Raw genomic sequence first — 12,208 nt, forward strand, 5'->3', positions numbered from 1 at the left:
CAATGGAAGGGCAAGGATGGCGCTCGTTTGCTCCGGGAATCAAGCGGAGCTTACGTTAGGTCGTGGTGGTCGAGCTCTGCCCTGGCCGCCAGACGAGCAGCCGGTTCTCCACCAGCGTGACGATCGAATCGATCAGGATCACGAAGATCGCCAGGATCAGCATGCCCGAGAACACCCCGGTGACGTCGAAGACGCTCTCGGCCTCGTGGATCTTGTAGCCGAGCCCGGCAGAGGACCCCAGATATTCGCCGACCACAGCGCCGACCAGCGCGAAGCCGACCGAGGTGTGGAGCGAGGAGAACATCCAGGTCAGCGCCGACGGCCAGTAGACATGGCGGAAAAGCTGGCGCTCGTTCATCCCCAGCATGCGGGCATTGGCCAGCACTGTCGGCGAGACCTCGCGCACGCCCTGGTAGACGTTGAAGAAGACGATGAAGAACACCAGCGTGAAGCCGAGCGCCACCTTCGACCAGATGCCGAGGCCGAACCAGAGCGCGAAGATCGGCGCCAGCACGACGCGCGGCAGAGCGTTCGCCGCCTTGATATAGGGGTCGAACACCGCCGCCAGCAGCGCGTTCCGGGCGAAGGCGAAGCCGAAGAAGATGCCCGCGGCCGAGCCGATCACGAAGGCGAGCACCGTCTCGGTCAGGGTGATGCCGAGATGCCAGTAGATGTCGGCGCCGGTGAGCTGCTTCCAGGTCCGCGCCAGCACGTCGGCCGGCGTCGAGAAGAAGAACTGCGTCGTCTTGATGTCGCCGAACAGGCTGGTGGTGGTGACGACGTGCCAGATCGCCAGGAAGACGATCATGACGAGGACCTGGAGCGAAAGGAGCTTGACCCGGTTCATGACGCGGCCCCCTCGACCAGTTCCTTGCCCTCGCCCATGGCGTAGGCCTTCTGCACCTCGACCCGGAGCGAAGCCCAGATGTCGCGATGGATCTCGTGGAAGGCCTTCTCCAGCCTGATCTCGGCGATGTCGCGCGGGCGGGCCAGCGGCACCTTGTAATCGGCAACGATGCCGGCGGCGGGGCCCGCTGTCATCACCACCACCCGGTCGGAGAGCGCGATCGCCTCCTCGAGATCGTGCGTGACGAAGATCAGCGCCTTGCGGTCCCGGCTCCAGAGGTCGAGCAGGAGATTGCCCATGATCTGGCGGGTCTGCGCGTCGAGCGGCCCGAAGGGCTCGTCCATCAGCAGGATCTCGGGATCGCGGATCAGCATCTGGGCGAGCGCCACGCGCTTGCGTTGCCCGCCGGAGAGCATGTGCGGATAGCGCTCGACGAAGGCGCGCAGGCCGACCCGTCCGAGCCAGTCACGCGCCCGCTTGTCGGCCTCTGCATCGGAGACGCCCATCGGCTCCAGCGCGACCTTGACGTTGTCGAGCGCCGTCTTCCACGGCATCAGCGCGTCCTGCTGGAAGAGATAGCCGGCGCGGCGGTTGAGGCCGGAGAGCGGCTGGCCGAAGATCGTGACCTTGCCGGCGGACGGCGTCAGCAGGCCGGCGGCAGCGTTGAGCAGGGTCGACTTGCCGCAGCCGGTCGGCCCGACCACCGAGACGAATTCGCCCGGCGCGACGGCAAGGTCGACGCCCTTCACCGCCTGGTAGCGGCTGCCGCCCTTGAGATGGAAGGTGATGTCGATGCCGGCGAGCCTGACCGCCGGCTGCTCTCCTGCCGCGCCCCTATCGCCGGGCGGGCTGACCTTGGACTCCATGGATGATCCCGTTCCCTGCCGTCGGCGCCATCCCGGCGCGCGCGGCTTATCTCCGTTCGCGGGGAGACTAGGCGATCGGATCGTGAAGGCAACCCTGCGACACCGCGTCTGGCAAACGACACCGCGCTGGTAGCGAAAAGTCGACGCTTCTGCTCTATCGCTGGCCTGATCACAGGAGGAATCGCCCACCCATGCTTCAGCTCGAACAATGGATGCAGGACCTTGTCGAGTTCATGCATGCCAACCAGCAATGGGCGATTCCGATCGTCTTCCTGATCGCCTTCGCCGAATGCGTCGCGGTCCTGTCCTGGCTCGTCCCGGCGACGGTGTTCTTCACCACCTTCGGGGCGATCGCCGGCGCCTCCGGGCTCAACCTCGTACCGCTCTCGCTGGCGGCAGCGCTCGGCGCGGCCTCCGGCTTCTGGATTTCGTATTGGGTCGGGCTCGTGCTGGGCCCACGCGTCGGCGACCACTGGCCGTTGCGCGACAATCCCGCCCTGCTCCAGCGCGGCCATGACTTCTTCGAGAAATGGGGTGTGCTCGGCGTCGCCATCGGCCATTTCTTCGGACCGATCCGGGCGGTGGTCGCGCTTGTCGCCGGCATCGTGAAGATGCCGTTCTGGCCCTTCCAGATCGCGAACTTCGCAGCGTCCTTCGCCTGGGGCTTCGGCCTGATCTACGGCGCCGGCCGCTTCTCCGAATACATGCTGCGCTTCGCCGGCAAATAGCGGCGAAAACCCGGCGGAAAGCACAACGCCAGCTGAACGCTCGACTCAGATCGCGTTCAGCCGCGCCGGCCGAAAGTCCGGCCATCGCGTCGAGACCGGATGTTCCGGTCATTACCGGCGCGGCGGCGCGGATGGCCCGGCATCCACGCAGTTCAGCTCCTCCGGGCAGGACTTAACAGGAGTCCACGCCATGACGATGTCTCGTTTCGCTATCGGCCTCGCCGCGCTCGCCCTCGCCGCCGGCCCGGCCCTCGCACAGACCGCGACCCAGCCCACCACCCCGGCCAAGCCGGCAGCGCCCGTGACCACACCTGCCGCACCGGCTGCCCCGACCGCCAAGCCCGCGGCCCCCGCCGCGACCCAGGCCCAGGCCAAGAAGGTCAACATCAACACCGCCAGCGCCGCCGAGCTCGAGCAGCTCAAGGGCATCGGCGAGGCCCGCTCCAAGAAGATCATCGAGGAGCGCGGCAAGGCGAAGTTCAAGAACTTCGACGACCTGGTGAAGCGCAGCGTGCTGCCCTCGAACGTCGAGACCGACATCAAGGATCACGTCACCTTCTGATCCCGCTCATGCAAAAGGAGCCGGCCGCTGTCGCGGCCGGCTCTTTCGTTTTTACCGATCGCGGGCTGGGCTCATTCGGCCGCCCTGAGAAAGACCACTCGGCTGGCCGTGGCCCCGTTGGCTTCCGGACTGCTCCGCTCCGGCTGAACCGGCGCTCCTGCGCTCAGGCCACGCAAGGCCTGGTCGACGCTCTCGCCGCCCGCAAGGCCCCGCCGTTCCTCGGCGCGCAGCGAAATGATGCCAGTAGGATCGCCGAAGAAGGGCGCCGCCGTCGCGTCGCGCAGATCGCTGTCGCGCAGACCGAGATCGCGCAGATCGCGCTCGCTCATGTCGCAGAGGGTTCGATAGTCGCGGCGCGACTGCAGCCAGTGGTCGACTGCCCCGAGAAGCCGGCCAAGCAGGTCGAACACCGCGAGCACAGGCTTGGCCGATCCGATGATGAAGCTGATCATGACCTGTCTCCGTCGTTGTGGGACGGAACAGGACACCCTTGGGCTGACAGCGGCTGTCAGAAGCTCCAGGGTTCAGTGACAGCTTCTGTCAGCGGTGATCGTGCGAGCTCGATGGAGGGCATGATCCCAAGCGAAAGCCAGCCCGGTCAGGGTCTGACCGGGCCGGCTTCGAGGCATTTGGCACGCTACAGCAGGCCAAAGACGATCATTATCACCAGGGCGAACGAGGCGCCCAGCGCCAGATGCGCGACCTTGAACTGAAAACCCTGGGACGCAGGCATCGATCGGATCGGTGTCATCATCGCCTCCATCTGTTCAGCCTGAAATTGCTTCGTCGGGACATGTCTTTCGTGTCGGATATGTCAGGTCGCACCGGGCTCAGTACGCCCACATCTCGGCAAGGATCCAGCCGACGATCGCCAGCGCCAGTCCGGCGACCAGGACGACCAGCACGGGCCGGTCGAGGAAGCCTTGCCGCGCCTCCACCGGCGTCTCGACAGCCGGATCGGAGTCGGAGTGGACATCCGCCCGCATCGGCGGGATCGGCGCGCCACCCTTCTCCGGAATGCGCGCTTCGCGCACCTTCACGTCGTCTTGCATGACGGCCTCCGTCTAGCCTGGCCGTCAGCCTCCGACGGCGCGCATCAGCACGCTCGCCAGCAGCGTGACGGCGAGAAAACCACCCAGCAGCAGGATCGGGAGCTGATCGTCCCAGGATGCCGGCCTGGCGACATCGGCGAGCCCGTGGCGGGCATGGCGCTGATGCAGCCGCTCGATCGCCCTGTGCGTCAGCTCGTCCTGATGGGTCATCGCACGCTCCTGCAGCTATCGACTGGAGCATCAACGCCCAGCGCGGAGGCCGGTTCCCGCGACGGGTTCCTTCAACGCGAAACGGGCGCCTGTGGAGGCGCCCGTTCCCATTGTTGTCAAGCAGTTGCAAGCGTTTCCGGAATCAAATTCACACAGCGTTGAATCTGCGTGCGAAGCCGGGTGTTCGCCTCAGTTCTTGGTCTTGTCGACCAGCGCCTTGGCCTTGATCCAGGGCATCATGTCGCGCAGCTTGGCACCGACTTCCTCGATCGGGTGGGCGGCGTAGCGGGCGCGGGTCGCCTTGAACGAGGTCTGGTTGACCTTGTTCTCCAGCATCCAGTCGCGGGTGAACTTGCCCGACTGGATGTCGCTGAGCACGCGCTTCATCTCCGCCTTGGTCTCGGCGGTGATGATGCGCGGGCCGGTGACGTACTCGCCATACTCGGCCGTGTTCGAGATCGAGTAGTTCATGTTGGCGATGCCGCCCTCATAGATGAGGTCGACGATCAGCTTCACCTCGTGGAGGCACTCGAAATAGGCCATCTCGGGGGCGTAGCCGGCCTCGGTCAGAGTCTCGTAGCCAGCCTTGATCAGCTCGACCAGGCCGCCGCAGAGCACGACCTGCTCGCCGAACAGATCCGTCTCGCACTCTTCCTTGAAGGTGGTCTCGATGATGCCGGCGCGGCCGCCGCCATTGGCCGAGGCGTAGGAGAGGCCGAGGTCATGGGCGTTGCCGGTCGCGTCCTGGTGGATCGCGATCAGGGTCGGCACGCCGCCGCCGCGCTGGTACTCGGAGCGGACGGTGTGGCCCGGGCCCTTCGGGGCGACCATCAGCACGTCGAGGTCCTTGCGCGGCTCGATCAGGTTGAAATGGACGTTGAGGCCGTGCGCGAACAGGAGGGCAGCGCCTTCCTTCATGTTGGCGTGCAGCTCGTCGCGATAGATGTCGCCCTGCAGCTCGTCGGGGGTCAGCATCATCATGATGTCGGAGACCTTGGCGGCCTCGGACGGGGTCATGACCTTGAAGCCGGCCTCTTCGGCCTTCTTGCGGGTGGCCGAGCCGGCCTTCAGTGCGATGATGACGTCCTTGACGCCGGAATCGCGCAGGTTGAGCGCATGGGCATGGCCCTGGCTGCCGTAGCCGACGATGCAGACCTTCTTGCCCTTGATCAGGTTGATGTCGGCGTCGCGATCGTAATAAACGCGCATGTTGGCGTCCTTCCTTGGGGTTGATCTGTTTGCTTCAGGCTTTCGGTACGGTGTTCGGCCGCCCGTGAAGTGCGAGGAACTGGTCGGTGGCCCGGGCCGCGTCGCGCTGGATCTCGGCCTTGCCCGAGACGAGCGCATCGCCGAGCAGCAGCCTGATCTGAACGTCGCGGCCGACCAGGCCGAAGAAAGTGCGGAACGCCGTCTCGGCGTCGTCGAAATCGAGCAACCCGGCGGCGCGGCCAGCCTCCAGAACAGGCTTCAATCGCTCGCCGATGGCAACGCGCCCGTTCGCCAGCACGATCCCGCCGAGATTGCTCTTGCCTGAGGCCGCATGGCCGATGGCGGCGCGATTGAGCGCGATCGAGGTCTGGCTCGTGATCACGCTCAGCCAGTTCTCGGCAAAGTCCCGCAGGCTCTTGCGCAGCGTCGCCGCATCGAGTGCCTGGCGATCATAGTTGTCGGCACGGACCTTCGAAGCCTGCCACTGGACCGTCGCGGTCAACAGGCCGTCGCGGTCGCCGAACCATTTGTACAGCGTCTCCTTCGAGCAGCTCGCGCGCCGCGCCACCGCCGTCATGGTGAGCTGGTCGCCCTGCTCCACCATCAGCGCCAGCACGGCGTCGAGCACGGCCTGCTGCCGCTCGCTCAGCGCTTCGCCTTGGCTATGGGTCGGAGTGTCGCTCATCGATCCGCAGAGTACCGTACGTTACGGTTCTGGCATCTAGCGCACAGCTTGCCGGGGCGCAAGGGCACGCCGGAGAAATTTCATCGCTACTTGCGCCGCCAGGGCACCTATATCTTCTCCACGAGACAGCCCTGCCGGAGCCCGCGATGACACAGCCTACCCCGCCTGCAGCCGCCGAAGTCCTTGCCTTCTGGCGCGACGCCGGCCCGGACAAATGGTTCGCAAAGGACGATGCCTTCGACGCCGAGATCGCCCGTCGCTTTCGGCCACTCGTCGATGCCGCCGCGCGCGGCGAGCTCTCGGCATGGGAGGAGACGCCGGAGGGCGTCTATGCGCTGCTGGTCCTGCTCGACCAGTTCCCGCGCAATCTCAATCGCGGCTCGGCTCACGCCTTCGCCGCCGATCCGCTGGCACGCGAAGTCGCCGGCCGGGCGATCGCGCGCGGCTTCGACGAGGCCTTCGACAATCCGGAAAAGCGTTTCCTCTACATGCCTTTCATGCATTCGGAGGATCTCGCCGACCAGGAGCGCTGCGTCGCCCTGAGCGAGGCTTCGGGCGATGACGACTCGACTAAATACGCCATCATCCACCGCGACATCATCCGCGATTTCGGCCGCTTCCCCCATCGCAACGCCGTCCTCGGCCGAGAGAGCTCGACCGAGGAGCAACGTTTCCTCGATGATGGCGGCTTCAGCGGCTGATCAGCCTCGTATTGCTTTCCGGTGAGCCTCGGCCAGCTCGGCCATGCTCTTGAAATGGAAGTCGACATTCGGCCGGTTCGCCGGAATCTGCGTGGCCCCGCTCCCCGCCATGCCGAAGCGCCGGTCGATCCAGGCGCGTGCCAACCCGGCCCGCTCGGCCGGGACATGGTCGTGGAACAGACTCTGCGCCGTATGCAGCACGTCGCCGGCCTCGAGGCCGAGATCGGCCTCCAGATGCGCGAGCAGATGAGCGAAGTTGCGCGGGTCGGGCTTGTAGGAGCCGATATCCTCGGCGGTGTAGATCGCGTCAAAGGTGACGCCGAGCTTGCGATTGCTGGCGGCGAAACTCGTGCGATCGACATTGGAGAGGATGACGAGCTTGTAGTGCCGCTTGAGATAGGCGAGCGCCTCGGCGGAATCCGGGAAGGCGGGCCAATCCGGCACCGAGCCGCCGAAGCGCTCGTTCAGATCGGCATGGATGTTGACGCCGAGATCCCTAGCCAGGCGGGCATGGACGGCGGCGAGCAATGTCGAATAGCGCAGCGACGGCCCCGCCTCCTCCACCTCGCCCTCGATCTTGCCGAAGCGAGCCAGCGCCTCCTCGCGGCCAAGATCGAGCCGGCCGGCGCTGATCAGCGGCTGCAGTGCGTTCCAGATCCCGGTCTCCCAGTCGATCAGCGTGCCGTAGCAGTCGAAGGTCAGAACCTTGAAATCGGTGAGTTTCATCGCGAATGGTCCTCATGGATGCGGAGTTGCATCGACCATAGCGAGCGCCCGCACCGCCGTGATGAGGCGAAGCTCCGAACGACTTGACCGAAGCTGCGCTTATCGGCTCCGGCCCGCGGCGCGGAACTCGGACGGTGTCAGGCCGAAGCGTCGCTTGAACTGCCGGTTGAAGGACGAAGCGTTCTGGTAGCCGAGGCCATAGGCGATCTCAGAGACCGGTAGCGCCGTCGCGACCAGCTGCTCGGCAGCCTCGTCGAACAACCGGGTCAGCTGTGATTGCTTCGGCGATTGTCCGGTCGTTGCCCGGAACAGGGCATGGAACCGACTCTGGCCGAGGCCGGCCGTCCGCGCCATCTCGGCGACGCTGCCTGCCCCGCCCTCGTGGGCAACATCGAGCACTCGGCCCTCCGCCCGCGACAAGGGCCTGGACGCGACGGTCGGCTGGATCAGCTGCAGCCCCGTCATTGCCATCCGCGCTGCATCCTCGGCCCGGCAGGCGCCGGCTTCGACCTCGGCCCCGAGCTGGCGGAACATCCGCCACAGCCAGGGCTCGACCCGCGTCAGCGACGGCACGGCATCGCGCAGCAGCGCCGGCTCGGCTTCGCCGGCGAAGGCTCCGGCCTCGACGTCGAGGATGAGCATGCTGCAGTCGGCGGTCGGCTCGAAATCATGCTCATGGTCGCGCGGGATGATGGCGACGCAGTTGCTCGACACGACGCTGTGATGCCCCTCGACATCGAGCCGCATCGCGCCCTGCATCGGCAGCAGGATCTGGCTGTAGTCGTGGCGGTGGCGGTCGCCGCCGCGATAGCTGCGGAGTTCGAGTTGGATCGACATCATCCACTCATGTGCAAGAGGTCATGCCGCGCATTTGCCGCCGATCGGCACAGACGATCAAGAGCCCTCAGCCACCCGTCGCCTGCTGCGCCACGATCCGCTGCAGGAAGATCGCCGCGACCGTCAGCACGAAGCCGGCCCACCACATCGGCGAGCGCAGGCTCTTGCCCGAGCCCAGTGGCTCGGCTTCGGCCTGGCCGGTCAGGCGCTGATAGATCGGCCAAGCGAAGCAAGCGAAGCCGAGGGCGCCAAGGCCGAGCGAGATTTCATTCAGTCCGATCGTCACCGCTCAGCCCCCTCCCCGGCGAGCGCCGGACGATCGCTTTCAGCAGCAATCGCAGGCTCCTTCAACCCCAGCCGCCGCAAGGGATCGCCGATCAGTCCGGAGACCAGCAGCGCCAGCATCCGGTCGATACCGGGCAAGCGCGCCAAAGGCGGCACCACCCGGTCACGGACCAATGGCAGCACGGCGCTGTCCGATTGATAGAACGGCGTGAACATCCGGCTCGCCGCCTGGTAGAGCCGGACATGCCAGCGGCGAAGCTGCGCATAGCGAAGCAGCGCCGCATCGAGATCAGCGGCCTGATCGAGCGCCATCGCCAGCGCATAGGCATCGAGCAGGGCCATGTTCGCTCCCTGCCCGAGCTGAGGGCTGGTCGAATGCGCGGCGTCGCCGATGAAGGCGATCCGCCGGCCATAAGGTCGCGGCAGCGTCTGGTGGCGGTAGTTCGCGAAGGTCAGTTGTGCGGGCTCGGTGATATGCGCGAGCAACGGAGCAGTCGCCGGCCAGACCCGCTCGACCTCCCCTTTCCACGCCGCGAGGCCAGCACTGCGCCAGGCATCGAGCGCATCGGCCTTCAGGCTCCAGAACAGAGCCGCCTGTGGCACCGGCTCGCCGCCATGGCATCCGATCGGCAGCACCCCGACCATCACGCTGGCGCGGCGATAACGCTGTTCCAGCGCATGGCGGTCGAAGCCGGTGCCACCGAGCGGGACATTGGCCCAGAGCGCGCCATAGCTCAGCGGCACCCGCACTGCTGGGCGAAGGGCATGGCCGAGCAGCGGCGAGCGTGTCCCCGACGCGTCGACGACGAGATCGAACGGACCGATGCGGCTGCCGTTTGCCGTAGCCAGCGAGACCCCGCCATCGCCGGAGGCATCGACATCCCCCACCTCGATCCCGGTCTCGATCGCGACCGATCGCTTCCGCACGGCCGCGAACAGCGTCTCGAACAGCGCCGCGCGGTGGATGCCGACGCCGAAGCGCTCCCGCTTCAGCGCCGCATAGCGCACATCGAGCACCACCGAGCCGGTGACGGCGTTGAGACCGAACAGCCGGTCGATCCGGCTGCCGGCAGCGATCAGCGATGCGGCGAGGCCGAGCTCATCGAGGACGGCGAGCCCGCTCGGCTGCAGGATCAGGCCGGAGCCGAGCGGCTGCGGCTCGTTGAAGCGCTCGACCAGCGTGACGGTGTGGCCGGCCCGTTCGAGCAGCAGCGCCGCCGCCAGCCCGGCGGTTCCGCACCCGATGATCGCGATCGTAAGGCTGCGACTCATGCCGCAGTCAGCTTAGCGCGCTTTCCGTTCGGCCGGGATCGGCCGAACGAAGAGAATTCGCGCAGAATCAAAACGTCACATCGCCTCCGCGCCGCGGCTCATCGCCGCGATGCCGGTGCGCGAGACCTCGGTCAGACCGACCACCGTCATCAGCTTGATGAAGCGCTCGATCTCCTCGGTCGCGCCGGTGAGCTCGAAGACGAAGGAAGTCAGCGTCGCATCGAGCGTGCGCGCGCCGAAGGAGGCGGCGAGCCGCATCGCCTCGACGCGGTAGTCGCCCTTGCCGACGACCTTGACCAGGCAGAGCTCGCGCTCGACCGCCTCACCCTGCAAGGTGAGATCGACGACGCGATGGACCGGCACCAGCCGGTCGAGATGCGCCTTGATCTGGTCGATCACGTTCGCCGTGCCGGAGGTGACGACAGTGATGCGCGAGAGGTGCTTCTCGTGCTCCGTCTCCGAGACGGTGAGGCTCTCGATGTTGTAGCCGCGGCCGGAGAACAGCCCGGCGATGCGGGCGAGAACGCCGGGCTCGTTGTCGACGATCACCGCCAAAGTGTGGCGAGCGATCGGCTGGGCGGTCGGGGCGCTGGGATAGTGCGTCGTGTTCATGTCTGGGCTCGGCTTCGGCTGATATGCGGACGGAAATCGGTGAGGATGGGCTCGTCGAGCTCGTCGACGGCTACGATCCAGGGCTCGGCCAGCGCGGCTTCGCGCCAGGCCTTGAACCCCTCGGTCGATTGTACCGCCTCGACATAGGCGGCGCTGACCGGATCGAGCGCGACCGAATAAGTGGTGAAGCGGGTCGCCACCGGCGCGAACATGGCATCTGCCGCGCTGAACTCACCGAACAGGAAGGGGCCGCCTGCCCCGAAACGCTGGCGGGCATCGCGCCAGATCTCGGTGATGCGCGCGATATCGGCCGCAACCGCCTCGCCGCGATCGCGCGCTGGATGCACCCAGGCGAGGTTCATCGGGCAGGCACCGCGCAGCGCCGTGAAGCTGGAGTGCATCTCTGCCGAGATCGAGCGGGCCAGTGCCCGCGCCGCCTTGTCGCGCGGCCAGATCGACAACTCCGGATGGGTTTCGGCGATGTACTCGATGATGGCGAGCGAATCCCAGACCGCGATCGCGCCATCGACCAGCGAGGGGACCTTGCGGGCGGGCGTATAGTCGGCGACGGCGCGCTTCCAGCCGGGATCGTCCATGGTCGGCCCGAACGGAATCAGCACCTCCTCGAAGGGAATGCCGAACTGCTTGAGGACGAGCCAGGGCCGCAGCGACCAGGAGGAATGGGTCTTGTTGGCGATGATCAGCTTCATGGCGCGCTCCATCCTGCGAAGGGAGCGCGGACGCTATCGAGACACGGAACGACGATCCCGCGCCTTTTCGTGATCTCATTCATGACCTGAAGCAATCGGCGGGTCACGCCGCCTGCTCCATCGCCAGCGTGAAGTCGAGGGCGGCCTCGACATGCAGCGCCGTGGTGTCGAAGGCCGGGATGTCGAAATCGGCCTGCGAGACCAGCAACCCGATCTCGGTGCAGCCAAGGATGACGCCGTCGGCGCCTTCTTCCCGCACCGCCCTGGCGACGATCTCGCGATAGCGCGCTCTGGAGGCCGGCTCGACCACTCCGCGGCAGAGCTCCTCATAGATGATGCGGTGGACATCCGTCCGCTCCGCCTCGTTCGGCACCAGTGCCTCCACGCCAAAGGCGCCGAGCCGGTCACGATAGAAGCGCTGCTCCATGGTGAAGCGCGTCGCCAGCAGCAGCGGCTTGCGCGCTGTCGTCTTGCGGATCGCCTTGGCGGTGACGTCGGCGAGGTGCAGGAAGGGCAGGTTCGTCGCCTGCGTGATGTGATCGGCGAGCTTGTGCATGGTGTTGGTCGCCAGCACGATGCAGACCGCCCCGCCCTGCTCGAGCCGGCGCGCGCTCGACGCCATCGCCGCCCCGGCCCGGTCCCAGTCACCCTTCGCCTGCATTTCGGCGATCGGCGAAAAGTCGACCGAGTGCAGCAGGACGTCGGCCGAATGCAGCCCGCCCTGGCGCACCCGCACGCCCTCGTTCAGCAGTCGGTAATAGACCGCCGTCGATTCCCAGCTCATCCCGCCGATCAGCCCGATGGTCGCCATGTGGTCCCCCACTCAAATCTGCCGGATCATCCCGGGCGAGCGCAGCTCGACCCGGGATCCACTCCTGAACGGCTCCGGCATGGATCCCGGATCGG

General features: G+C 66.5%; 18 protein-coding genes. 3 read left to right on the top strand and 15 right to left on the bottom strand.

Translation table 11 applies throughout. The features are described 5' to 3' along the window. Nucleotides 1-55: 55 nt before the first annotated feature. Both VGV58_RS15820 and VGV58_RS15825 read right to left on the bottom strand, forming a co-directional pair. Entirely contained in the window at nt 56-847 is a 792-nt protein-coding gene (locus tag VGV58_RS15820; protein WP_326874994.1) for an ABC transporter permease, read from the bottom strand. Continuing rightward, complete coding sequence (locus tag VGV58_RS15825) at nt 844-1,713, bottom strand: ABC transporter ATP-binding protein (RefSeq protein WP_326874995.1); 870 nt, start codon at nt 1,711-1,713, stop codon at nt 844-846. The genes VGV58_RS15820 and VGV58_RS15825 overlap by 4 nt, the downstream gene beginning before the upstream one ends. Before the next feature lie 191 nt (nt 1,714-1,904). Between VGV58_RS15825 and VGV58_RS15830 the strand changes: the two genes are divergently transcribed. Further along, entirely contained in the window at nt 1,905-2,441 is a 537-nt protein-coding gene (locus VGV58_RS15830) for a DedA family protein (protein ID WP_326874996.1), read from the top strand. A 190-nt stretch (nt 2,442-2,631) separates the two neighbouring features. Then, nucleotides 2,632-3,003: a ComEA family DNA-binding protein gene (locus VGV58_RS15835; RefSeq protein WP_326874997.1), complete on the top strand. Its 372-nt coding sequence runs from the start codon at nt 2,632-2,634 to the stop codon at nt 3,001-3,003. A gap of 71 nt (nt 3,004-3,074) precedes the next feature. Here VGV58_RS15835 and VGV58_RS15840 read toward each other — a convergent pair whose 3' ends face one another. From VGV58_RS15840 to VGV58_RS15865, 6 genes are all read right to left on the bottom strand, one after another. Further along, nucleotides 3,075-3,455, bottom strand: coding sequence for a DUF1127 domain-containing protein (locus VGV58_RS15840; RefSeq protein ID WP_326874998.1), 381 nt, complete (start codon nt 3,453-3,455; stop codon nt 3,075-3,077). Between the two features lie 185 nt (nt 3,456-3,640). After that, nucleotides 3,641-3,766 carry a hypothetical protein gene (locus tag VGV58_RS15845; protein WP_326874999.1) on the bottom strand — a complete coding sequence of 42 codons (126 nt, stop codon included), beginning with the start codon at nt 3,764-3,766 and terminating at the stop codon, nt 3,641-3,643. 67 nt (nt 3,767-3,833) lie between these two features. Continuing rightward, nucleotides 3,834-4,055, bottom strand: a complete 222-nt coding sequence (locus tag VGV58_RS15850) for a hypothetical protein (protein WP_326875000.1) — start codon at nt 4,053-4,055, stop codon at nt 3,834-3,836. 24 nt (nt 4,056-4,079) lie between these two features. After that, nucleotides 4,080-4,265: a hypothetical protein gene (locus tag VGV58_RS15855; protein WP_326875001.1), complete on the bottom strand. Its 186-nt coding sequence runs from the start codon at nt 4,263-4,265 to the stop codon at nt 4,080-4,082. Nucleotides 4,266-4,454: 189 nt separating this feature from the next. Beyond that, on the bottom strand, nt 4,455-5,474 hold the full coding sequence (ilvC, locus tag VGV58_RS15860; protein ID WP_091840607.1) for a ketol-acid reductoisomerase: 1,020 nt from the start codon (nt 5,472-5,474) through the stop codon (nt 4,455-4,457). A 34-nt stretch (nt 5,475-5,508) separates the two neighbouring features. Then, the gene (locus tag VGV58_RS15865; protein ID WP_326875002.1) at nt 5,509-6,159 is read right to left on the bottom strand and encodes a TetR/AcrR family transcriptional regulator C-terminal domain-containing protein; all 651 of its coding nucleotides are present in this window, start codon (nt 6,157-6,159) and stop codon (nt 5,509-5,511) included. A 146-nt stretch (nt 6,160-6,305) separates the two neighbouring features. On the opposite strand from VGV58_RS15865, the gene VGV58_RS15870 reads away from it, so the two are divergent. After that, on the top strand, nt 6,306-6,860 hold the full coding sequence (locus VGV58_RS15870; RefSeq protein WP_326875003.1) for a DUF924 family protein: 555 nt from the start codon (nt 6,306-6,308) through the stop codon (nt 6,858-6,860). Here the strand turns inward: VGV58_RS15870 and VGV58_RS15875 are convergent, their stop codons facing one another. The 7 genes from VGV58_RS15875 to VGV58_RS15905 form a co-directional block, all read right to left on the bottom strand. Next, the gene (locus VGV58_RS15875; RefSeq protein WP_326875004.1) at nt 6,861-7,586 is read right to left on the bottom strand and encodes a haloacid dehalogenase type II; all 726 of its coding nucleotides are present in this window, start codon (nt 7,584-7,586) and stop codon (nt 6,861-6,863) included. Between the two features lie 99 nt (nt 7,587-7,685). Beyond that, the gene (locus tag VGV58_RS15880; RefSeq protein ID WP_326875005.1) at nt 7,686-8,423 is read right to left on the bottom strand and encodes a helix-turn-helix domain-containing protein; all 738 of its coding nucleotides are present in this window, start codon (nt 8,421-8,423) and stop codon (nt 7,686-7,688) included. 67 nt (nt 8,424-8,490) lie between these two features. Beyond that, nucleotides 8,491-8,709, bottom strand: coding sequence for a hypothetical protein (locus VGV58_RS15885; protein WP_326875006.1), 219 nt, complete (start codon nt 8,707-8,709; stop codon nt 8,491-8,493). Next, a complete protein-coding gene (locus tag VGV58_RS15890; protein ID WP_326875007.1) occupies nt 8,706-9,980 on the bottom strand; it encodes an FAD-dependent oxidoreductase in 1,275 nt (424 codons plus the stop codon). The genes VGV58_RS15885 and VGV58_RS15890 overlap by 4 nt, the downstream gene beginning before the upstream one ends. 75 nt (nt 9,981-10,055) lie before the next feature. Then, nucleotides 10,056-10,592 (bottom strand): acetolactate synthase small subunit, encoded by a 537-nt coding sequence (gene ilvN / locus VGV58_RS15895; RefSeq protein ID WP_137879610.1) that lies wholly within the window; start codon nt 10,590-10,592, stop codon nt 10,056-10,058. Further along, nucleotides 10,589-11,302, bottom strand: coding sequence for a glutathione S-transferase family protein (locus VGV58_RS15900; protein WP_326875008.1), 714 nt, complete (start codon nt 11,300-11,302; stop codon nt 10,589-10,591). The genes ilvN and VGV58_RS15900 overlap by 4 nt, the downstream gene beginning before the upstream one ends. 103 nt (nt 11,303-11,405) lie before the next feature. Beyond that, complete coding sequence (locus VGV58_RS15905) at nt 11,406-12,113, bottom strand: aspartate/glutamate racemase family protein (protein WP_326875009.1); 708 nt, start codon at nt 12,111-12,113, stop codon at nt 11,406-11,408. Between the last annotated feature and the right edge of the window lie 95 nt (nt 12,114-12,208).

This window comes from Allobosea sp. (assembly GCF_035944895.1).
Classification (GTDB): Bacteria; Pseudomonadota; Alphaproteobacteria; order Rhizobiales; family Beijerinckiaceae; genus Allobosea.